21 protein-coding genes are annotated in these 19,943 nt (G+C 65.7%); 14 read left to right on the top strand and 7 right to left on the bottom strand.

Annotation, left to right across the window (positions count from 1 at the left end):
- The first annotated feature begins 84 nt into the window (after positions 1 to 84).
- From glpK to sbmA, 10 genes are all read left to right on the top strand, one after another.
- Positions 85 to 1,578, top strand: coding sequence for a glycerol kinase GlpK (gene glpK, locus AABQ55_RS19040; RefSeq protein WP_272806131.1), 1,494 nt, complete (start codon positions 85 to 87; stop codon positions 1,576 to 1,578).
- 46 nt (positions 1,579 to 1,624) lie between these two features.
- On the top strand, positions 1,625 to 2,242 hold the full coding sequence (locus AABQ55_RS19035; protein ID WP_272806130.1) for an exonuclease: 618 nt from the start codon (positions 1,625 to 1,627) through the stop codon (positions 2,240 to 2,242).
- 100 nt (positions 2,243 to 2,342) lie between these two features.
- A complete protein-coding gene (locus AABQ55_RS19030) occupies positions 2,343 to 2,717 on the top strand; it encodes a YciI family protein (RefSeq protein WP_272806129.1) in 375 nt (124 codons plus the stop codon).
- Positions 2,714 to 3,970 carry an RNA polymerase sigma factor gene (locus AABQ55_RS19025; protein WP_272806128.1) on the top strand — a complete coding sequence of 419 codons (1,257 nt, stop codon included), beginning with the start codon at positions 2,714 to 2,716 and terminating at the stop codon, positions 3,968 to 3,970. Before AABQ55_RS19030 ends, AABQ55_RS19025 begins: the two co-directional genes overlap by 4 nt.
- Before the next feature lie 79 nt (positions 3,971 to 4,049).
- Positions 4,050 to 4,532, top strand: coding sequence for an SRPBCC family protein (locus AABQ55_RS19020; RefSeq protein ID WP_272806127.1), 483 nt, complete (start codon positions 4,050 to 4,052; stop codon positions 4,530 to 4,532).
- A 58-nt stretch (positions 4,533 to 4,590) separates the two neighbouring features.
- Positions 4,591 to 4,842: a type II toxin-antitoxin system Phd/YefM family antitoxin gene (locus AABQ55_RS19015; protein ID WP_272806126.1), complete on the top strand. Its 252-nt coding sequence runs from the start codon at positions 4,591 to 4,593 to the stop codon at positions 4,840 to 4,842.
- Positions 4,842 to 5,264 carry a type II toxin-antitoxin system VapC family toxin gene (locus AABQ55_RS19010; RefSeq protein ID WP_317633297.1) on the top strand — a complete coding sequence of 141 codons (423 nt, stop codon included), beginning with the start codon at positions 4,842 to 4,844 and terminating at the stop codon, positions 5,262 to 5,264. Before AABQ55_RS19015 ends, AABQ55_RS19010 begins: the two co-directional genes overlap by 1 nt.
- 82 nt (positions 5,265 to 5,346) lie before the next feature.
- Complete coding sequence (locus AABQ55_RS19005) at positions 5,347 to 6,408, top strand: LLM class flavin-dependent oxidoreductase (RefSeq protein WP_272806125.1); 1,062 nt, start codon at positions 5,347 to 5,349, stop codon at positions 6,406 to 6,408.
- A gap of 45 nt (positions 6,409 to 6,453) precedes the next feature.
- Positions 6,454 to 7,206 (top strand): type I methionyl aminopeptidase, encoded by a 753-nt coding sequence (gene map, locus AABQ55_RS19000; RefSeq protein ID WP_064330835.1) that lies wholly within the window; start codon positions 6,454 to 6,456, stop codon positions 7,204 to 7,206.
- 252 nt (positions 7,207 to 7,458) lie between these two features.
- Positions 7,459 to 8,724, top strand: coding sequence for a peptide antibiotic transporter SbmA (gene sbmA, locus AABQ55_RS18995; protein WP_244767092.1), 1,266 nt, complete (start codon positions 7,459 to 7,461; stop codon positions 8,722 to 8,724).
- A gap of 9 nt (positions 8,725 to 8,733) precedes the next feature.
- Here sbmA and AABQ55_RS18990 read toward each other — a convergent pair whose 3' ends face one another.
- Complete coding sequence (locus AABQ55_RS18990) at positions 8,734 to 9,747, bottom strand: polysaccharide deacetylase (protein ID WP_443021103.1); 1,014 nt, start codon at positions 9,745 to 9,747, stop codon at positions 8,734 to 8,736.
- A gap of 139 nt (positions 9,748 to 9,886) precedes the next feature.
- Here AABQ55_RS18990 and AABQ55_RS18985 point away from each other — a divergent pair, with 139 nt between their 5' ends.
- From AABQ55_RS18985 to der, 3 genes are all read left to right on the top strand, one after another.
- Positions 9,887 to 10,471, top strand: a complete 585-nt coding sequence (locus tag AABQ55_RS18985) for an NnrU family protein (protein ID WP_272806124.1) — start codon at positions 9,887 to 9,889, stop codon at positions 10,469 to 10,471.
- Between the two features lie 101 nt (positions 10,472 to 10,572).
- Positions 10,573 to 11,244, top strand: coding sequence for a tetratricopeptide repeat protein (locus AABQ55_RS18980; RefSeq protein WP_272806123.1), 672 nt, complete (start codon positions 10,573 to 10,575; stop codon positions 11,242 to 11,244).
- Positions 11,245 to 11,336: 92 nt separating this feature from the next.
- A complete protein-coding gene (gene der, locus AABQ55_RS18975) occupies positions 11,337 to 12,770 on the top strand; it encodes a ribosome biogenesis GTPase Der (RefSeq protein ID WP_272806122.1) in 1,434 nt (477 codons plus the stop codon).
- Positions 12,771 to 12,965: 195 nt separating this feature from the next.
- On the opposite strand, the gene AABQ55_RS18970 is transcribed toward der, so the two are convergent.
- A complete protein-coding gene (locus AABQ55_RS18970) occupies positions 12,966 to 13,880 on the bottom strand; it encodes a sugar kinase (protein WP_272806121.1) in 915 nt (304 codons plus the stop codon).
- Positions 13,881 to 13,898: 18 nt separating this feature from the next.
- Positions 13,899 to 14,903 (bottom strand): Ldh family oxidoreductase, encoded by a 1,005-nt coding sequence (locus AABQ55_RS18965; RefSeq protein WP_272806120.1) that lies wholly within the window; start codon positions 14,901 to 14,903, stop codon positions 13,899 to 13,901.
- A 151-nt stretch (positions 14,904 to 15,054) separates the two neighbouring features.
- Between AABQ55_RS18965 and bglA the strand changes: the two genes are divergently transcribed.
- The gene (bglA, locus tag AABQ55_RS18960) at positions 15,055 to 16,698 is read left to right on the top strand and encodes a beta-galactosidase BglA (RefSeq protein ID WP_272806119.1); all 1,644 of its coding nucleotides are present in this window, start codon (positions 15,055 to 15,057) and stop codon (positions 16,696 to 16,698) included.
- A 66-nt stretch (positions 16,699 to 16,764) separates the two neighbouring features.
- On the opposite strand, the gene AABQ55_RS18955 is transcribed toward bglA, so the two are convergent.
- From AABQ55_RS18955 to AABQ55_RS18940, 4 genes are all read right to left on the bottom strand, one after another.
- A complete protein-coding gene (locus AABQ55_RS18955; RefSeq protein ID WP_272806118.1) occupies positions 16,765 to 16,989 on the bottom strand; it encodes a ParE family toxin-like protein in 225 nt (74 codons plus the stop codon).
- Between the two features lie 41 nt (positions 16,990 to 17,030).
- Positions 17,031 to 17,231: a hypothetical protein gene (locus AABQ55_RS18950; RefSeq protein WP_244767084.1), complete on the bottom strand. Its 201-nt coding sequence runs from the start codon at positions 17,229 to 17,231 to the stop codon at positions 17,031 to 17,033.
- A gap of 57 nt (positions 17,232 to 17,288) precedes the next feature.
- On the bottom strand, positions 17,289 to 18,983 hold the full coding sequence (gene ade / locus AABQ55_RS18945) for an adenine deaminase (RefSeq protein WP_272806117.1): 1,695 nt from the start codon (positions 18,981 to 18,983) through the stop codon (positions 17,289 to 17,291).
- A gap of 80 nt (positions 18,984 to 19,063) precedes the next feature.
- Entirely contained in the window at positions 19,064 to 19,933 is an 870-nt protein-coding gene (locus tag AABQ55_RS18940) for an aldose 1-epimerase family protein (protein ID WP_272806116.1), read from the bottom strand.
- Between the last annotated feature and the right edge of the window lie 10 nt (positions 19,934 to 19,943).

Below are 19,943 nucleotides of genomic sequence, written 5' to 3'. Positions count from 1 at the left end.
GTTTTATTTTCCTTTGACATTCGTTTTAGTATCGTATTGAAGATTCCGAAGGGTCTGGGAGCGACCCGCAGCTGGGAGGAAGAGATGGGCGGATATGTTCTCGCGATCGATCAGGGCACCACATCGAGCCGGGCGATCGTCTTCGACGGCAAGCAGAAGGTCGTCGGTTCCGGCCAGAAGGAATTCACGCAGCATTTTCCGCAGTCCGGCTGGGTCGAGCACGATCCGGAGGAAATCTGGGACAGCGTCGTCTGGTCCGTCAAGGCCGCGCTGAAGAAGGCGGGCCTTGCCGCCTCCGACATTTCCGCCATCGGCATCACCAACCAGCGCGAGACGGTCGTCGTCTGGGAGCGCGAGAGCGGCAGGCCGATCCACAATGCCATCGTCTGGCAGGACCGCCGCACCGCCTCCTATTGCGAGAAGCTGAAGAAGCAGGACCTCGAAAAGACCTTCACCAGGAAGACGGGCCTGCTGCTCGATCCCTATTTCTCCGGCACTAAACTCTCCTGGATGCTCTCCAACGTGAAGGGCGCGCGGGCGCGGGCTGCCCACGGGCACCTCTGCTTCGGCACGATCGACACGTTCCTGATCTGGCGGCTGACGGGCGGCAAGTCCCATGTCACCGATGCCACCAATGCCAGCCGCACGCTGATGTACAACATCGCCTCCAACGCCTGGGACGACGAGCTGCTCGACATCCTGCGCGTGCCGAAGGCGATGCTGCCCGACGTGCTCGACTGCGCCGCCGATTTCGGCGTGACGGAAAAGGGCCTGTTCGGCGCGGAAATCCCGATCCTCGGCGTTGCCGGCGACCAGCAGGCGGCGACCATCGGCCAGGCCTGCTTCGAATCCGGCATGATGAAGTCCACCTACGGCACCGGCTGCTTCGCGCTGCTCAACACCGGCACCGACATGGTGCGCTCGAAGAACCGGCTGCTCACCACCATCGCCTACCGGCTCGACGGCGAGACGACCTATGCGCTGGAAGGCTCGATCTTCATCGCCGGGGCGGCCGTGCAATGGCTGCGCGACGGGCTGAAGGTCATCAAGGCCGCGCCCGACACAGGCGACCTTGCCGCCAAGGCCGATCCGACGCAGAACGTCTACCTCGTGCCCGCCTTCACCGGCCTCGGCGCGCCGCACTGGGACCCCGACGCCCGCGCCGCCATCTACGGCATGACGCGCAATACGGGGCCGGCGGAATTCGCCCGCGCCGCGCTGGAGGCCGTTTGCTACCAGACGCGCGACCTGCTCGACGCCATGCACAAGGACTGGAAGGCGAACGGCAAGGAAACGGTGCTGCGCGTCGACGGCGGCATGGTCGCCTCCGACTGGACCATGCAGCGCCTTTCCGACATCCTCGACGCGCCCGTCGACCGTCCGACCATCCTGGAAACGACCGCGCTGGGCGCCGCATGGCTCGCCGGCCAGCGCGCGGGCGTCTGGCCGGACCGCAAGGGGTTCGCCAAGTCCTGGGCGCGGGATACGCGCTTCGAGCCCAAGATGGATGAGAAGACCCGTGCGGTGAAGATCAAGGGCTGGAAGGACGCGGTGCGGCGCACGCTGAGCAACGGATAGGCTACCGGCAACTGCCTGTGCGGCTGATGGTGACGGGGAGAGCGTGATGCCTGAAGCGGCGGTGATTTTCGATTGCGAGTTTCTCTCGGCCGAAGGCGCTCAGCGGCGGCTCTGGTGCGGGCCTTACGATCCTGATCCGCTGGTGGTGCAGATCGGGGCGGTCAAGCTTCGGCTGGCCGGCGATTTCGAAATCGAAGACGCGTTCAACGTTTATGTGGAGCCGCGCGACAGGTATGGCCGCCGCTGCGCGATCGATCCCTTCCTCACGGCGCTGATAGGTATTGGCGACGGCATGATCGATGCTTCCGGAATCGACCTGAAAACGGCGCTCGCACGGTTCGCCGACTATGCGCGCGGCCTGGTGCTCTGGTCGTGGGGCAAGGACGAACTCGGCATGTTGGCGACGAGTTGCTATGTCGCCGGGATTACGCCGCCCATCGCCGCGAACCGATTCGACAATGCGTGCAAGTTGCTGCTGCACGGCGGCATGGCGTATGAGGATATGCAGAAGACGCCCAGCAGCGGGCTCATGGCGTTATACGGTCTCGACCAGGGTTCGCTCCGCGCCCACGATGCCGTCGACGATGCCCGATCGGTCGCTTTTGTCCTGCAGCACCTGCTGCGTTCCGGCCGGCTGACGCCCGCGGATTTCGATCTTTCCTAGGCTCTCATCACCCGCCTTCATCCCTATCATCAAAAATATTCCGGTGCGCCCTGTCGGCTGAGACGCTACTCCTACGTCTTTCAACCAACGGGAGTTCACCATGCTGTATGCCGTTCTTTGTTACGACGCCGAAAGTGAAGTCAACGCCTGGAGCAAGGAGCTCGACGCGAAGGTCATGGCCGATCTCGGGGCGGTCAACCAGCGTTATGCCGAGGCGGGCAAGCTCGGTCCGGTCGCGCGGCTGATGCCGACGACGGCGGCGGTCACCGTGCGCAAGGGCGCGACGGACGATATCGTCATGGACGGCCCCTTCGCCGAAACCAAGGAACAGTTCCTCGGCTTCTTCGTGCTCGACGTGGAGACGCTGGAGGAGGCGATCACCTTTGCCCGCGAGCTTTCGGCGGTCAATCCGGCCAACGGCACCTATGAGGTTCGGCCGCTGCAGTATTTCAATCCGGGAGTACCCATCACATGACAGAGCTTGCCTGGATCGATCTGGCGCTGACCTCGGCGCGGCCGCAGGCCATGGGGGCGCTGTTGCGCTACTTCCGCGACCTCGACATGGCGGAGGAGGCCTATCAGGAGGCTTGCCTGCGTGCGCTGAAGACCTGGCCCGACAAGGGCCCGCCGCGCGATCCGGCAGCCTGGCTCATCTTCGTCGGCCGCAACAGCGGCATCGACCAGGTGCGCAAGCGCGCCAGGCACCAGCCGCTGCCGCCGGAGGAGGTGCTGTCCGACCTGGAGGACACGGAAAGCGACCTTGCGGACCGGCTGGACGGCGCGCATTACCGGGACGACATTCTCCGCCTGCTCTTCGTCTGCTGCCACAGGGACCTGCCGGCGACCCAGCAGATCGCGCTGGCGCTGCGCATCGTCTCGGGCCTGTCGGTCCGGCAGATCGCCCGCGCCTTCCTCGTCTCGGAGGCGGCGATGGAGCAGCGCATCACCCGGGCGAAAGCGAAGGTGGGCGCGGCCGGCATTCCCTTCGAGACGCCGGATGCGGTGGCCCGGGCCGAGCGGCTCGGTCTCGTCGCGGCGATGATCTATCTCGTCTTCAACGAGGGCTATTCGGCGGGCGTTCCCGACAAGGCGGATACGCCGTTCTGCGCGGAGGCGATCCGGCTGGCGCGGCTGCTCCTGAAACTCTTTCCGGCCGAGCCGGAGATCATGGGCCTGACGGCGCTGCTGCTGCTCCAGCATTCGCGGCTTGCGGCCCGCTTCGACAAGGACGGGCAGATCGTGCTCCTGGAGGACCAGGACCGTTCGCTCTGGGACCGCAGCCTGATCGACGAGGCGCTGGTGCTGATCGACAAGGCGATCCGCCACCGCGCGCCCGGCGCCTTCCAGATCCAGGCGGCGATCGCCGCGCTGCATGCCCGCGCGAAAACGGCGGCGGAGACGGACTGGCTCGAGATCGACCTGCTCTACCAGACGCTGGAGCGCCTGCAGCCCTCGCCGGTGGTGCGGCTCAACCGCGCCGTCGCCGTCTCGAAGCGCGAAGGGCCGGAGGCGGCGCTGGCGCTGATCGAGCCGCTTGCCGACAAGCTGAACGGCTATTTCTATTTCCACGGGCTGCGCGGCGGCCTGCTCAAGCAGCTCGGCCGCTATGGCGAGGCGCACGAAGCCTTCGACCGCGCCATTGCGCTCGCCACGAGTTCGGCGGAGGCGGCCCATATCCGCCAGCATCTCGACAGCATGCAGCGCGAAAGGGCCGCAGCCGAAAAATAACCCCTTTTCGGTGTCGGACTGGCCGTCCGCCGGGCGTCCTTGCGATGAACCGCCGAACATATTCAACGAGGAGCCAGACATGACCGACGCCGAGATCAAGCCCGCCAACAACCGCGAACTGGTGCTGACCCGCGTGCTGAACGCAACGCCCGCCCAGCTCTTCAAGGCCTGGACGACGCCGGAGCTGATGAAGGAATGGTTCGCGCCGAAACCCTACGAGACGCCGGTCATCGAGATCGAGCCGCGCGACGGCGGCAAGTTCCGCACGGTCATGACCGGCCCGGACGGTTTCCACATGGACAACACCGGCATCTTCCTGAAGGTGGAGAAGGACAGGCGCATCATCACGACCGATGCCTTCGGCCCCGACTGGAAGCCCACCGAAAAGGCCTTCTTCAGCGCCGAGATTCTCTTCGACGACCTCGGCGACGGCAAGACCCGCTACACCGCCATCGCCCGCCACTGGACCGTCGAGGACTGCGAGATGCACGAGAAGATGGGTTTCCACGAGGGCTGGGGCCAGGTGGCGACGCAGCTGGAAGCAGTGGCTTCGCGGCTCTGATGAAGACGCTTTGCATCGCCCTCCATGTGTAGTAATGTTGCTACATATGGAGGGCGCCATGGCGGTCATGTCCAGCCGGGAATTCAATCAGGATACGGGCAAGGCCAAGAGGGCCGCTGAAAATGGCCCCGTCTTCATCACGGATCGTGGCCGGCCGGGCCACGTCCTGCTCTCCATCGAGGATTACAGGCGGTTGATCAGCGGCGAGAAGACGCTTGCCGACCTGCTGGCCATGCCGTCCGGCGAGGACGTTGAGTTCGATCCACCGAAGCTCTCCGATATCGGCGTGAAGCCGGCGGATCTCGGCTGATGTATCTGCTCGACACGAATGTCGTGTCCGAACTGCGGAAAACCTCGTCCGGCCGTGTCGATGCCCATGTCTTGCGCTGGTCGCAATCTGTGCCGCCGCCGCTCTGCCATATCTCGGCAATGTCGATGCTCGAACTGGAGATCGGCGTGCGCCAGATGGAACGCCGGGACGAGCCGCAAGGACTGGCTCTCCGCCGCTGGCTGGACGAGGTGGTGCTGCCGTTCTTCGCCGGGCGTGTCCTTCCGGTCGATCTTGCCGTGGCGCTGCGCTGCGCGGAACTGTCGGTTCCCGATCGGCGGCCGGAGCGGGATGGCTTGATCGGCGCGACGGCTCACGTTCACAACATGATTCTCGTTACGCGCAATGTGGCGGATTTCGCGGACATGGATATCCGCTTGCTGAACCCCTGGCTCGCCGGGTGAACACACTGTTTCCCGAACGGCCCTTTCAACCCGCCTGCGCCGGCCATATCTCTGGGTAAATCCCTCTTGCCTGGAATATCCCATGGAACTTGGCCTCTATACATTTGCCGACGTCGATCCCAACGCCGCCGACAAGGGGCGGGAAGGGGAGCGGCGGCTGAAGGACCTTCTGGAGGAGATCGCGCTTGCCGACCAGGTCGGGCTCGATGTCTTCGGGCTCGGCGAGCATCACCGGGCGGACTATGCCGCCTCGGCGCCGGCTGTCGTGCTGGCCGCCGCCGCCGCGCGGACCAGGACCATCCGGCTGACGAGCGCGGTGACGGTGCTTTCCTCGGACGACCCGGTGCGCGTCTTCCAGCAGTTCTCGACGGTCGCCCTTCTTTCCGGCGGCCGGGCGGAGATCATGGCCGGGCGCGGCTCCTTCATCGAATCCTTCCCGCTCTTCGGCTATGCGCTCGATGATTACGACCGGCTCTTCGAGGAGAAGCTGGACCTGCTGCTGGCGCTCAACGAGAGCGAGACCGTGTCGTGGAACGGCACGATGCGCCCGCCGCTGCCGGGGCTCGGCGTCTATCCGCGCCCCGCGCATGGCCGCCTTCCGATCTGGATCGCCGTCGGGGGCACGCCGCAATCGGTGGCGCGGGCGGGGGCCTACGGGCTGCCGCTGGCGCTTGCCATCATCGGCGGCACGCCGTCGCGCTATGCGCCACTCTTCGATCTCTACCGCGAGGCCGCGCGCCGCGCCGGGCAGGATGCGGGCGGGCTGAAGACGAGCATCAACGTGCACGGTTTCATCGCCGACACCACCGCGGCCGCGGCCGACACCTTCTACGGCCCGCAGGCCGAGGTGATGAACCGCATCGGCCGCGAGCGCGGCTGGGGGCCGACGAGCCGGGTGCAGTTCGACCAGTCGATCGGGCCGACCGGCCATCTCTTCCTCGGCGATCCGGAAACGGTGGCGAAGAAGATCGTCGCCCACCACCGGATCTTCCGCAACGACCGCTTCCTGCTGCAGATGGCGATCGGCCCGATGCCGCACGGGGCGGTGCTGCGCGGCATCGAGCTCTACGGCACGAAGGTCGCCCCGCTGGTGCGCGAGATGCTGGCGGACGACGCGAAGGGCGACGTGGCCGCTTCCGCCTGACAAGGGCGCGCGGGCATGGTAAGAGGCCCGCGAAAGAGAGACGCGATGACCCTGGAAAACGATGAAGACCTCAACGGCCTGAAGGCCATCGGCCGGATTTGCGCCAATGTGCTGCAACACATGTCGACCGCCATCCGGCCGGGCATGACGACCGCCGAGCTCGACCTGATCGGCCGGCGCATGCTGGAGGCGGCAGGGGCGCGCTCGGCGCCGGAAAGCTGTTATGCCTTTCCGGGCGCGACCTGCATCAGCGTCAACGAAGAGGTGGCGCACGGCATTCCGGGCGAGCGGGTGATCCGCGACGGCGACCTCGTCAATATCGATGTCTCCGCCGAGCTCGACGGCTATTTCGCCGATACCGGCGCCTCGTTCACGGTCGGGCGGTCGACGCCGGCCGTCGAGCGCCTGTGCCGCGACGGCAAGCGCGCGCTCTGGGTCGGGCTGAAATCGGTGCGGGCCGGCAGGCCGCTCGCCGAGGTCGGCAATGCCATCGGCGAATTCGCCCGCAAGAACCGATATACGCTGATCGCCAACCTCGCCAGCCACGGCGTCGGCCGCTCGCTGCACGAGGAGCCGACGGAAATCGCCACCTGGCCGGATCCGCAGGAAAAGCGCCGCATGACGGAAGGCCTCGTCTTCACCGTCGAGCCGTTCCTCTCGCTCGGCGCCAACTGGGCGGAAGGCGGCAGCAACGACGAGTGGACGCTCTACAGCGAGCCGAGCGCGCCGACGGTGCAGTTCGAGCACACGGTCGTCGCCACCCGCAACGGGCCGCTCGTGGTGACGCTGCCGGGCTGAACCGGGAACAGGAACCGTCTTTACCAGCCTTGTCGTTCAACGGACCATCGCGGCTCGGGGTGTTACAACGGTGCCCCGTTGTCCGGGCCGGCGTAAAGGGACATTCGCGTTGAACATCACCGTTCTTGGCGGCGCGCCTTCCATTAAATCTCGGTAATCCGGGCGCTTGGCGATTGTTGCGATGCGTAAACTCCTCTAGGTTCTGCGCGAACCGGCGGCATTGCTGCCCCATGCAAACGAGAGTTTCGCACCTTGTTCCACTCCTTCTTCCCGCAGCCGAAGCTGTTCTTTTCCTCCCTTGTTGTCTGGACGCTGCTTTCGATCGCGGCCTGGTACACGGTCGGCGCCAATTTCGGTGCGCTGATCGGCCTGCCGCCGCTGCCGGCCGGCACGGAGCCGCCGGTCGGCCTCGGTTACTTCGTGACGCCGGACAACATCTGGTTCTATCTCTATTTCCTGATCTGCACCGGCCTCTTCGGCCTGTTCTGGCAGATCCGGGCGAAGGATCACCCCTGGACCAACTGGTCGATATGGGGTTCGGCCTTCATCATCTTCTCGACCTATTTCAGCGTGCAGGTCTCGCTCGCCATCAACAACTGGCGCCGCCCCTTCGGCGATACCCTGCAGAACGCGCTGCAGGGCACGGGCGGTGTCACCACGCAGAACTTCTTCGACCTGATGCTGATCTTCTGCCAGATCGCCTTCATCAGCGTCTTCGTCTACGTCATCACGCGCTTCTTCGTCAGCCACTATGTCTTCCGCTGGCGCACGGCGATGAACAACTACTACATGTCGCTCTGGCCGCGCGTGCGGCATATCGAGGGCGCCTCGCAGCGCGTGCAGGAAGACACGATGCGCTTCGCGACGATCACCGAAGGCCTCGGCGTCAGCCTGATCGACGCGGTGATGACGCTGATCGCGTTCCTGCCGGTGCTCTTCGCCCTCTCCGTGCATATCGGCCCGCTGCCGGTCATCGGCGAAGTGCCGCATGCGCTGTTCTGGGCGGCGATCCTCTGGTCGGCTTTTGGCACCTTCCTGCTCGCCTTCGTGGGGATCAAGCTGCCGGGGTTGGAATTCCGCAACCAGCGTGTCGAGGCCGCCTACCGCAAGGAGCTGGTCTATGGCGAGGACGACGAGACCAAGGCCCAGCCCCCGACGGTGCGCGAGCTGTTCGACAACGTCCGGATGAACTATTTCCGGCTCTATTTCCACTATCTCTATTTCAACGTCGCCCGCATGTTCTATCTGCAGGCCGACAACCTCTTCGTCTACTTCATCCTCGTGCCGACCATCGTCACCGGCAAGATCACCTACGGCATCCTGCAGCAGATCCTGACGGCCTTCGGCCAGGTCTCCAGCTCGTTCCAGTATCTTGTGAACTCGTGGTCGACGATCATCGAGCTGCAGTCGATCCACAAGCGCCTCAAGGCTTTCGAAGCGGCGATCGATGGGCAGGAGCTGCCGAGCATCGACCAGCAGTTCATCGCGGCCGGTGGCAACGAGGAACTGGCGCGGTAGGCTTGGCCGTCAGAGGGCGGCTCCGGCCGCCTTCTTTTCTTTCGCGAGAATGTCCATCGCCTCGGCATAGCTGACGCAGGCGACGTCCTGTTTGCCGCAGGTCTCCGTCAGGAAGCGGTCGAGCGCGCGCCAGTAGGCGCCGGCGTTCATCTCCACGAAATGGAAGCCGAGCTGGAGGGGGATGCGCTCGCCGTCATATTGCTTCGTGAAGGCGTCGCGATAGGCCTGAAGCGTGCTTTCCTCGAAGGCGGCGCTCTTTTCCGGCACCTCCTTGCCCTTGGAATGGCGGACATAGAGGTTGTAGTCCATGGCGATGACCGGGCGCCGGGCGGCGCCTTCCGGCACGAGGGGCAGGGCGAAGCGGGCGATCTCGCCGCTTGCGACCGGCATGGCGGGTCCCTTCGAGACGAGGCTGGCATCATAGGTGAAGCCGTGTGCCTCCAGCGCCTTGATCAGCCCGCTGCCGGCGGAAAGATAGGGCGCGCGGAACCCCTTGATATCCTCCTTGACGAAGCGCTGCCAGTCCGCCGGCTCCCGCTCGCCGACGCCGGCATTCTGCCAGGCGTTCTTCAGCGTCTCGTGGAAGAAGGTGAACTCGCCCTTCCAGTCCTCCGCGCTCCATTTGCCCCCGTCGAAATGGCCGCAGGCGTGGCTGCCGATATCGTGGCCCTCGAGCTTTGCCAGCCAGATCTCGCCGAGGCGCAGGATCGTGTCCTCCCGGTCCGGGGAGAAGCCGACATTGGAGCGTCCTCGCTTTTCGTGCGGCGCCTGGTATCGGGCGCGCTCGTCCTTGGGGAAGAGGAAGGTGCAGGAGAGGAAATAGGTGAAATGCGCGCCGGTGCGTTTCGCCATGGCGCGGCTCTTCTCCCACAGGAGGTTGTCGTGTGCCCCGTCGAAGGAGACGATGACGAGCTGCTTGCGCTTAGCGGTCTCGATCGTGTCGTCCTTGGCAAGGGCCGGGCCGGCGGCGAGCGCGGCGGCGAGGGGAAGGAGGACGATCCGGAACGAGACTGAAGACGACATGGCTACCCGCGACAATTTGCAAAGGGGTTTTCATGGTTCGCGAATGCGGCAATCCTTTGATCGGGCTGGAATTGTCGCCGTGCGAGGGCTATTCCAGAGGAAACGGCCGCGGGCCGTCTTTTCTTCAAGGGGCATTTTCATGACGTTGCTCATCGCCGGTCTTGTTCTTTTCATCGTCACCCATCTTCTGCGCCCCTTCGCGCCGGGCCTGCGCAATGCGGGCATCGCCGCTCTCGGCAAGCCGGGCTGGATGGCGCTGCATGGCATCGTCTCGCTGCTCAGCCTCGCGCTCATCGCCTACGGTTTCGTCGATGCGCGCGAGAATGGCGGCGAGATGCTCTATTTCCCGCCGACCTTCCTGTCGCATATCGCGCTGACGCTGATGCTGATCGCCTCGATCTGTCTCGTCGCCGGCTTTCTGCCGGCCGGGCATATCCGCACGAAGCTGAAGTTCCCGCTGCTCGTCGCCATCAAGATCTGGGCGCTGGCCCATCTCCTGGCGAATGGCGAGAGCTATTCGGTGCTGCTCTTCGTGACGATCCTCGCCTGGGCGGTCATCCTGCGCATCACGCTGAAGAAGCGCATCGCGGCCGGGGAGACGAGGCTGCCGGTCTTCGTTTCGGCGAAATACGATCTGATTTCCGTCGTCGTCGGCCTTGCGCTCTATGCGGCGATCGTCCTCAAGCTTCACGAATGGGTGATCGGTGTTCCACCCCTGCCGTGATCATCGCCTGATCCCCGGCTTTTCGCGCCTGCCCCCTTACAACGCCGCCAAAATGGGGTAGAAGGCGCTAACTTTAAGCGTGAATTCGAGCCGGGCAGAACATGGCAAATCAGGACGACAGCTTTATCCGCGAGGTGAACGAGGAACTGCGCTCCGACCAGATGCGTCTGGTCTGGAAACGTTTCGGTCGCATCTTCATCGGCGCCGCCGTCCTGGTCGTCCTCGGCACGATCGGCAAGGTGAGCTACGACTACTGGCGCGACAGCGAGGCCTCGGCCGCCGGCGACAGTTTCCTGGCCGCCCTGACGCTTGCCCGCGAGGGCAAGAATGAGGAGGCGCTCGCCGCGCTGACCGCGCTGGAGAAGGACGGCTTCGGCTCCTATCCGGTGCTGGCGCGCATGCGCTCTGCCTCGCTGCTGGCGACGACGGACGCGCAGGGCGCCGTCAATGCCTTCACGGCGATCGCCAAGGATGGTTCCGTGCCACAGGCGCTGCGCGATGCCGCGCGCCTGCGCGCCGCCTATCTGCTCGTCGACACCGGCACCTACGACCAGGTTTCCGCCGAAGCCGAGCAGCTTGCGACGCCGCAAAGCGCGCTGCGCCATTCCGCGCGCGAGGTTCTCGGTCTCTCCGCCTACAAGCACGAGGATTATGCGCGCGCCAAGGAATGGTTCGACGCGATCCTTTCCGACAACGAGAGCCCGCGCAACGTCGCCAACCGGGCGCAGATGCTGCTTGACCTGATCGCCGCAAGCGGCAAGCTGTCCTCCTGATCTCGTATCATTTTTGACGCAGTTCCGGATGAAAGACCGCTTCGCCCTTTTACCGGAATTGCTTTAGCCGGCCACCGAAACGGAACACATCCATGAGCTTCACCGTCGCCATTGTCGGACGCCCCAATGTCGGCAAGTCCACCCTGTTCAACAGGCTCGTGGGCAAGAAGCTCGCGCTTGTCGACGATACGCCCGGTGTCACCCGCGACCGCCGCCCCGGCGATGCGCGGCTCGTCGACCTGAAATTCCGCATCATCGACACGGCCGGCCTCGAGGAGGCCGCGCCCGATACCCTGCTGGGCCGCATGCGCGCCCAGACGGAGGCGGCGATCGACGAGGCGGACCTCTCGCTCTTCGTCGTCGATGCCAAGATGGGCCTGACGCCGGTCGACCAGGCGCTTGCCGACATGCTGCGCCGCAAGGGCAAGCCGGTGGTGCTCGTCGCCAACAAGTCGGAGGCCCGCGGCTCCGACGGCGGTTTCTACGATGCCTTCACGCTCGGCCTTGGCGAGCCGACGCCGATTTCCGCCGAGCACGGCCAGGGCATGCTGGACCTGCGCGACGCCATCGTCGCGGCGATCGGCGAGGACCGTGCCTTTCCCGAGGACGACGAGGCCGTCACCGATGTCGACGTGCGCGCCGAGGCGGCTGCCGAGGGCGCCGGAGAGGACGAGGATTTCGAGCCGGAATATGACGAGACGAAGCCGTTGCGCGTCGCCATCGTCGGCCGCCCGAATGCCGGCAAGTCCACGCTGATCAACCGCTTCCTCGGCGAGGACCGGCTCCTGACCGGCCCGGAGGCCGGCATCACGCGCGATTCGATCTCCGTCGAATGGGACTGGAAGGGCCGCACGATCAAGATGTTCGATACGGCCGGCATGCGCCGCAAGGCCAAGGTGCAGGAGAAGCTGGAAAAGCTCTCCGTCGCCGACGGCCTGCGTGCCATCCGCTTTGCCGAGACGGTCGTCATCGTTTTCGATTCGACCATCCCCTTCGAGAAGCAGGACCTCCAGATCGTCGACCTCGTGCTGCGCGAGGGCCGCGCCGCCGTGCTCGCCTTCAACAAGTGGGACCTGATCGACGACCCGCAGGCCGTTCTTGCGGATCTGCGCGAAAAGACCGATCGCCTCCTGCCGCAGGCGCGCGGCATCCGCGCCGTGCCGGTTTCCGGCCAGACGGGCCGCGGCCTCGACAAGCTGATGCAGGCCGTCATCGACACGGACCGCACCTGGAACCGCCGCATTTCCACCGCCAAGCTGAACCGCTGGCTGGATGCGCAGCAGACGCAGCATCCGCCGCCGGCCGTTTCCGGCCGCCGCCTGAAGCTGAAATACATGACGCAGGTGAAGGCCCGTCCGCCGGGCTTCATGATCTCCTGCACGCGCCCCGATGCGCTGCCCGAATCCTACATCCGCTACCTGACGAACGGCCTGCGCAACGACTTCAACCTGCCGGGCGTGCCGATCCGCATCCACTTCCGCGCATCGGACAATCCGTTCGCGAACAAGGCGAAGAAGAAGCGCTGAGCGCCCTTTTGCCTTTCGGCGGATATGGCGTTTGCCCCTCACCCTAACCCTCTCCCCGCAAGCGGGGAGAGGGGACTTGCCCCGCGAACGGGTATTAGTTGGGGAAACCGGCGCGGCATATCCCCTTCGCCCCGTTTACGGGGAGAAGGTGGCCGGCAGGCCGGATGAGGGGCCGGAGTCGTTGCCCGGGTGACCTCAGCCCTCCGGCAGCTTGTCCTTCGCCACCAGCGCGCCGTGATGCTGGATGACCGCGGCCGCGACATCGGCGGCGAAGCGGGCGGCCTCTTCCGGTGCGGCGCCTGTCGCGAGGCGGGCGAGGAAGGCGCCGTTGAAGCTGTCACCGGCGCTGGTCGTGTCGACGATCTTCTCCACCCTGGCGGACGGCGCATGGCTGCGTTTCTCGCCGAAGACGAGGGTCGCGCCTTCGGCGCCGTCCTTCACGACAAGCCCGTCGACGCCGAGCGCGCGGTAGCGGGCAATGGTTTCCTCCAGCCCGGCATCGCCGAAATGCGTCGTCTCGTCGTCGAGGCTCGGCATGACCAGCGTCGCGGCGCGCGCGCCCGCGGTGATCGTCGCGCGCATGCGCTCGGCATCGTCCCAAAGACGCGGGCGGATGTTGGGGTCGAAGACGACGCGTTTTCCCGCGGCCTTGGCGCGGCGCAGCTCGGCGAGCAGCGTCTCGACATCCTCGGCCGGCAGGATCGCCAGCGTGATGCCGGAAAAGGCCACGATGTCGGACGCGTCGATGGCCGCGCGCAGCCGGTCGCCGTCGCGTGCCAGCAGCTTTGCCGCCGAAACGGAGCGCCAGTAGGAGAAGCTGCGCTCGCCGTCCTTCAGGTGGATCATGTAAAGGCCCGGCGAGCGGCCCTCGATGCGCGCGACATATCCGGTGCCGATGCCGTGGCCATCCATGAAGGCAAGCATCTCGTCGGAGATCATGTCGGTGCCGACGGCCGAGAAATAGTCGACGTTCCAGTCGTCGGGCAGGTACTGGCGGGCATAATAGGCGGTGTTGAACGTGTCGCCGGCAAAGCTCTTGCGCAGGAGGCCGCCCTCGGCCTGCATCAGTTCCACCATGCATTCACCGATCGTGAGCAATCGTGCCGTCATGTTCCAAGGTCCTCCCGGCTAGTTCCGCCGGAAAGAGGAAATACTGTCAAAGAGTTGCTGCGGCAAGCGGATGCCTGCGCTTTCGGCCTCGCGCTGACGTTTCACCCGGTCGAGGCCGGGAACGTGCACGTTGTGGTCTGTCGACAGCCTGTCCGCCTGCCGCGCCAGCCGCACTGGAAAATTGTCGGCGAAGAGCTGCGGCGAGAGCGCCAGGACGAACAGCCCGACACCCGGTGAGGTGTCGCCGGCCTGGAAATCGGCGGCGTCGAGCGACCAGTTGCCGCCGGTAAGGCCCGCGGCTAGGACTTCGACCATGAGGGCGATGTTGGCGCCGCGGCTGCCGCCGAAGGCGGTCAGCGCGCCCTGCATGGCGGCGAAGGGATCGGTCGTCGGCCGCCCATCCTGATCGACCGCCCAGGTGTCCGGGATGGGCTCGCTGCGTGCGGCGGCGGCGCGGATATTGACCAGTGCGGTCGCGCTCGACGACTGGTCGATCAGCAGGATCCCGCCGTCATCGCGCGGCGCGGCGAAGGCGAGGGGATTGGTGCCGTAGACCGGATGGCGGCTGCCGGCGCCGGCCAGCACGGCATGGCTGTTGGTCGCGACGAGGGCGACGAGGCCTTCGCTCGCGAGATTTGCCGCATACCAGCCGAGTTCCCCGGTCGTGTAACTGTTGCAAACGGTGAAGACGGCGATGCCGAAGGTCTTCGCCTTCGACGCAAGCTCTTCGCGCGCAATCGAGAAGCCGTGCTGCGCCACGCCGCCCATCGCGTCGCATTTCAGGATGGCCGGCACGGGTGAGGTGATGAGCGGTTCGGCCTTGCCGGCGATCCTGCCGTCCACGAGACTTCTGAGATAGTCCGTCAGATGGCTGAAGCCGACGGCCGGCTTGCCCGCCAGTTCCGCCTCCACGGTCGCCTCGGCGAGGGCCGCCGCCGCGGCCTCCACCATGCCGACGCGCATCAGCGCCGTTCGGGCAAGGTCGCGCGCTTCCTGCGGGGAAAGGGTGACGGCATCGGTCATGGGGTCAACCTTCTCTATGGAATTTGCCGGCATCATCCCGATCGACCGGCCCCGCGTCAACCTTCGAAAAATCGCGGCCCGGGCCGTTTACGCTCCGCCGGGGCCGCGTTACATCTTGCCGGAGACAACCGAAAACCGGAGCGAAAAAAGCATGGCGAAGCCCCGCAAGAAGGCTGATGACTGGTGGCGCGGGGCGGTGATCTATCAGGTCTATCCCCGTTCGTTCCAGGACACGACCGGCGACGGCATGGGAGACCTGCGGGGCATCACGAAGCGGCTCGGACACATCGCCTCGCTCGGCGTCGACGCCATCTGGCTCTCGCCCTTCTTCAAGTCGCCGATGGCCGACATGGGCTACGACGTCTCGGACTATTGCGACGTCGATCCGATGTTCGGAACGCTCGCCGATTTCGACGCCATGCTGGCGGAGGCCCATCGCCTCGGCCTCAAGGTCATCATCGACCAGGTCATCTCGCACACGTCCGACCAGCATCCCTGGTTCGTCGAGAGCCGTTCCAACCGGAGCAACCCCAAGGCGGACTGGTATGTCTGGGCCGATCCCAAGCCCGATGGCACGGCGCCCAACAACTGGCTGTCGATCTTCGGCGGGCCGGGCTGGGAATGGGACGGCGTGCGCAAGCAATATTACATGCACAACTTCCTGATCTCGCAGCCCGACCTCAATTTCCACAATCCGGATGTGCAGGAGGCGCTTTTGAAGACCGTGCGCTTCTGGCTCGATCGCGGCGTGGACGGCTTCCGCCTCGACACGGTGAACTTCTACTTCCATGACAGGAAGTTGCGCGACAACCCGCCCCACGAGCCCGATCCCGAGGCGGTCGGCCTCGATGCGCCGGACGTCAATCCCTACGGCATGCAGACCCATCGCTACGACAAGACGCAGCCGGAGAACGTCGCTTTCCTCAAGCGGTTCCGCGCGCTGCTCGACGAATACGAGGGGCGCGCGACGGTGGGGGAGGTGGGCGACGGCGCCCGCTCGCTGAAGACCGTTGCCGACTATACGAGCGGCGGCGACAAGCTGCACATGTGCTACACGTTCGATCTTCTCGGGCCGGACTTCACCGCCGACCATGTGCGCAAATGCGTGCAGAGCTTCCAGCGCGCGGTGACGGACGGCTGGGTCTGCTGGGCCTTTTCCAACCACGACGTCAACCGCCATGTCAGCCGCTTCATCCGCGCGCCGGAGGAGCGCGAGCGCATCGCCAAGCTCGCCATCACCCTCTTGTCGACCCTGCGCGGCTCGATCTGCCTCTACCAGGGCGAGGAACTCGGCCTCACCGAAGCCGACCTCGCCTTCGAGGACCTGCGCGATCCCTACGGCATCCGCTTCTGGCCGGCCTTCAAGGGGCGCGACGGATGCCGCACGCCGATGCCCTGGCAGCACGGCGAGGCCCATGCCGGCTTCAGCACCGGCAAGCCCTGGCTGCCGGTGCCGCAGGACCACGCCCGGCTTGCCGTCGACGTGCAGGAGAAGATCGCCGGCTCGGTGCTCAACCACTACCGGGCCACGCTCGCCTTCCGCAGGGAACACGAGACGCTGCACGACGGCGACATGTCCTTCCTGCACTCCAACCACGACATCCTCGCCTTCACCCGCGAGAAGGGCGGCGAGAAACTGCTTTTCGTCTTCAACCTGACGCATGAAAAGGCCGAATTCGTGCCGGCCAAGTCGCTGAAACTCGGCGCACCGCTGTCGGTGCCCGGCTTCGGGGCGAAGCTGAAGGACGGAACGATCGAGCTGGACGGGCTGGATATGGCCTGCGTGCGGCTGTAGGGGTTTCCGGCAATTCCTGACCGTGCGGAAGCACGGTCTGCCAGTATTTCCCCCTCTGGGAGCGTTCTACCGTTTTCGTCCGACGAGCCGGTCGTAGTCGGCATGTGAGCCGATCCAGAACCAGACGAGAGTGTCGGTCTCCGCATCCCTGACGGCGAGGGCGCGCCAGGAAAGGCCCACCCGGGCCGACCAAAAGCGGCCAACGGGTTTGAGCTGCAGGGATGGGTGTGCGGGGTTAGCTTTCAGGAGGGCGAAATTCCTGTCGGCCTGTTCGCGTATATGAGAAGGCACCGCCGCGTAACACGTTCAGAACGTGTCCGTGGCATGATGCTTCAAAGCGGGCGTGTCCGATTGTTGCGGAATTCAGCCAAAGCGAGTTCGGCGAGCTCGTCCAGAGTGCCGTTTGCGGTGTCTTCGGCAAGGTCCCGATCCCACCGCTCCGCCTGAAGCGCTTCAAACCATGCGGAAAACCGGTCGAACTCTTCTGGGCTGAGTTCAGACACGCTTTTCTCAATCTGCTCCAGTTTCGTCATGTCGCGCTCCTTTCATGTCTATTCTATGCGAAGGAGCCGAACGCGGAAAGGCAAACCTCACCCCATCAGCATGAACCGGTCCACGTCCACCATCCCCCGGTCGGAGATCTTCAGGTGCGGGATCACCGGCAGCGGCAGGAAGGCGAGTTGGAGGAAGGGTTCCTCCAGCGTCGCGCCCAGCGCGAAGGCGGCCTGGCGCAGGTGGTGCAGCGTGTCGCGGACGGTCTCGTAGGGTTCGAGGCTCATCAGGCCGGCGACGGGGAGCGCGATCTCGCCGGTAACCCTGCCGCCATCCACCACGACGAAGCCGCCCTTGATCTCGCCGAGGCGGTTGGCGGCGAGCGCCATGTCGTCCTCGTCGACGCCGACGACGCAGATGTTGTGGCTGTCATGGCCGACCGTCGAGGCGATGGCGCCCTTCTTCAGCCCGAAGCCCTGCACGAAGCCGTTGGCATGGTTGCCGTTCCTACCGTGACGCTCGATGACGGCGACCTTGACGATGTCCTGCGCGAGATCGACGGTCGTCTGGTTGCCCTTGGTGGGCAGCCGGTAGCGGCGGTGCTCGGTGATGATCTTGCCCGGCAGGACGCCGATGACCGGCGTTTCGCCATCGGTGACGGGCACGGCGAAGTGGGCGGCGTTGACCGGGCGCGCCTTGACGCTGTCGAGCCCGACCGGCGCGACGGGTCGGCGCGTCGCAAAGAGCGCATCGCCCACCCTGCGGCCGGCGGAGAAGACCATCTCGGCCTTGCAGGTCTCCAGCGTGTCGACGATGACGAGGTCGGCGCGCCAGCCGGGCGCGACAAGGCCGCGGTCGCGCAGTCCGAAGGCCCTGGCCGCCGAGATCGAGGCGGCACGGTAGACGGCGAGCGGTGCGCGCCCATGGCTGATGGCGGTGCGGATCATGTAGTCGAGATGGCCCTGCTCGGCGATGTCGAGCGGATTGCGGTCGTCCGTGCACAGCGCGATGAAGGGCGAAAGGCGCTCGGTGATGATCGGCAGCAGCGCCAAGAGATCCTTGGAGACGGAGCCTTCGCGCACGAGGATGTGCATGCCCTTGCGGATCTTCTCCAGCGCTTCCTCGGCGGTGGTGCATTCGTGCTCGGTGCGGATGCCGGCGGCAAGATAGCCGTTGAGGTCCTTGCCCGAGAGCAGCGGTGCATGGCCGTCGATATGGCCGCCCTGGAAGGCCTCCAGCTTGGCAAGACAGACGGGATCCTTGTGGATGACGCCGGGGAAGTTCATGAATTCCGCAAGGCCGATCACCTTGGGATGGTCGCGGAAGGGCAGCAGGCGCTCGATCGGCAGGTCCGCGCCCGATGTTTCCAGATGCGTCGCCGGCACGCAGCTCGACAGCTGCACGCGGATGTCCATGATCGTCTCCAGCGCGCTGTCGAGGAAGAACGCGATGCCCTCCGTGCCGAGCACGTTGGCGATCTCGTGCGGGTCGCAGATCGCTGTCGTCACGCCATAGGGCAGCACGCAGCGGTCGAATTCGTGCGGGGTGACGAGCGAGGATTCGATGTGCAGATGCGTGTCGATGAAGCCGGGCACGACGATGCGGCCGGAAATGTCGATCTCCTCGCGGCCCTCGTAGTCGCCGCAGGTGCCGACGATGCGATCGCCCGAGATGGCGATGTCGGAGGCGACGAGGTCGCCTGTCACGAGATCGAAGAACTGCCCGCCCTTCAGCACGATGTCGGCAGGCTCCCGGCCGGTCCCCTGATCGATGAAGCGTTCCAAGTCGGTCATGGCGAAGTCTCCCGATTCCATTGGGGAGACTCTAGCGGTGCGGCGGGAAGAGGGAAGGGCCGGCGCGTCGAATTGCGCGTTCAGGCGGGAAAGGTGACGGTGAAGGCGAAGCGGGCGCGCGCTCCCGCGGCAAGCACGGTCGTGTAGGGACGGTCTCTCAATTCGCGCGAGCCGCCGAGTTCCGCAGCCGTGCCGTGCCAGGGCTCGACGCAGAGGAAGGGCGCGCCGGGCTTGGTCCACAGCGCGAGGTTCGGCAGATTCTCGAAGCGGAAGGCCAGCGCCGGCCCGCCTTCGGCGCCGTAGGCGAGGTCGTCGTCCGCGCCTTCGGGGAAGACGAGCGCGTCGTTCTCGAAGAGATCGGGGGAGAGGCGGAGCCGGCCCGCGGCAAAGGGCGAGGGCGTGCGGCCTTGCGACAGCAGGCCCTTCTCCAGCGGCTGGCGCCGCGGCTCCCCGGCATTGCCGAGCGTCACGGCATGCGGCCTTCCCGCCGCGCCGGGCAGAGGCCAGAGGAAGGCCGGGTGGAAGCCGAGACCGAAGGGCATGGCGGTCCTGCCGCGGTTTTCGACTTCGGCGGCGACGGTGAGGGTCGGGCCGTCCAGGCTGTGCTCGACGGAGAGCAGGAAGTCGAACGGATAGACGGCGCGGGTTTCGTCCGAGGCCTCCAGGCTGTAGCGGCACAGCGTGTCGCTTGCGGCGGCCAGCGAGAACTCCCGTCGCCTGGCGAAACCGTGCTGCGCCATCGCATGGGGCTCGCCGTCGATGAGGAGCGTATCGTCAGGCGCCTTGCCGACGATCGGGAAGAGCACCGGCGAGCGCCCCGTCCAGAAGGTGGCGTCGCCGTTCCACAGCCATTCCGCCCCGTCCCGGGTGGTGACCGACTGCATTTCGGCACCGAGCGAGGAGACATCAATCGACAGGAAGCCGTTCGCTATGCGGGTGGTGGTCGGCATGGGCTCGCCC

Origin of the sequence: Shinella sp. WSD5-1 (genome assembly GCF_963942435.1) — a bacterium.
In the GTDB taxonomy this organism is placed as follows: Bacteria; Pseudomonadota; Alphaproteobacteria; order Rhizobiales; family Rhizobiaceae; genus Shinella; species Shinella yambaruensis.
This window is presented reverse-complemented; position numbering and strand designations above follow the sequence as displayed.

Excerpts from the sequence above, each read along its gene's own strand:
- AABQ55_RS18950 (WP_244767084.1), bottom strand. The coding sequence starts at position 17,231 with ATGACGAAACTGGAGCAGATTGAGAAAAGCGTGTCTGAACTCAGCCCA.
- AABQ55_RS19025 (WP_272806128.1), top strand. The coding sequence starts at position 2,714 with ATGACAGAGCTTGCCTGGATCGATCTGGCGCTGACCTCGGCGCGGCCG.
- bglA (WP_272806119.1), top strand. The coding sequence starts at position 15,055 with ATGGCGAAGCCCCGCAAGAAGGCTGATGACTGGTGGCGCGGGGCGGTG.
- glpK (WP_272806131.1), top strand. The coding sequence starts at position 85 with ATGGGCGGATATGTTCTCGCGATCGATCAGGGCACCACATCGAGCCGG.
- ade (WP_272806117.1), bottom strand. The coding sequence starts at position 18,983 with ATGACCGACTTGGAACGCTTCATCGATCAGGGGACCGGCCGGGAGCCT.
- AABQ55_RS19015 (WP_272806126.1), top strand. The coding sequence starts at position 4,591 with ATGGCGGTCATGTCCAGCCGGGAATTCAATCAGGATACGGGCAAGGCC.
- AABQ55_RS18965 (WP_272806120.1), bottom strand. The coding sequence starts at position 14,903 with ATGACCGATGCCGTCACCCTTTCCCCGCAGGAAGCGCGCGACCTTGCC.
- AABQ55_RS18985 (WP_272806124.1), top strand. The coding sequence starts at position 9,887 with ATGACGTTGCTCATCGCCGGTCTTGTTCTTTTCATCGTCACCCATCTT.
- AABQ55_RS19005 (WP_272806125.1), top strand. The coding sequence starts at position 5,347 with ATGGAACTTGGCCTCTATACATTTGCCGACGTCGATCCCAACGCCGCC.
- der (WP_272806122.1), top strand. The coding sequence starts at position 11,337 with ATGAGCTTCACCGTCGCCATTGTCGGACGCCCCAATGTCGGCAAGTCC.
- AABQ55_RS18970 (WP_272806121.1), bottom strand. The coding sequence starts at position 13,880 with ATGACGGCACGATTGCTCACGATCGGTGAATGCATGGTGGAACTGATG.
- AABQ55_RS19030 (WP_272806129.1), top strand. The coding sequence starts at position 2,343 with ATGCTGTATGCCGTTCTTTGTTACGACGCCGAAAGTGAAGTCAACGCC.
- AABQ55_RS19035 (WP_272806130.1), top strand. The coding sequence starts at position 1,625 with ATGCCTGAAGCGGCGGTGATTTTCGATTGCGAGTTTCTCTCGGCCGAA.
- AABQ55_RS19010 (WP_317633297.1), top strand. The coding sequence starts at position 4,842 with ATGTATCTGCTCGACACGAATGTCGTGTCCGAACTGCGGAAAACCTCG.
- AABQ55_RS18980 (WP_272806123.1), top strand. The coding sequence starts at position 10,573 with ATGGCAAATCAGGACGACAGCTTTATCCGCGAGGTGAACGAGGAACTG.
- map (WP_064330835.1), top strand. The coding sequence starts at position 6,454 with ATGACCCTGGAAAACGATGAAGACCTCAACGGCCTGAAGGCCATCGGC.
- AABQ55_RS19020 (WP_272806127.1), top strand. The coding sequence starts at position 4,050 with ATGACCGACGCCGAGATCAAGCCCGCCAACAACCGCGAACTGGTGCTG.
- AABQ55_RS18940 (WP_272806116.1), bottom strand. The coding sequence starts at position 19,933 with ATGCCGACCACCACCCGCATAGCGAACGGCTTCCTGTCGATTGATGTC.
- AABQ55_RS18990 (WP_443021103.1), bottom strand. The coding sequence starts at position 9,747 with ATGTCGTCTTCAGTCTCGTTCCGGATCGTCCTCCTTCCCCTCGCCGCC.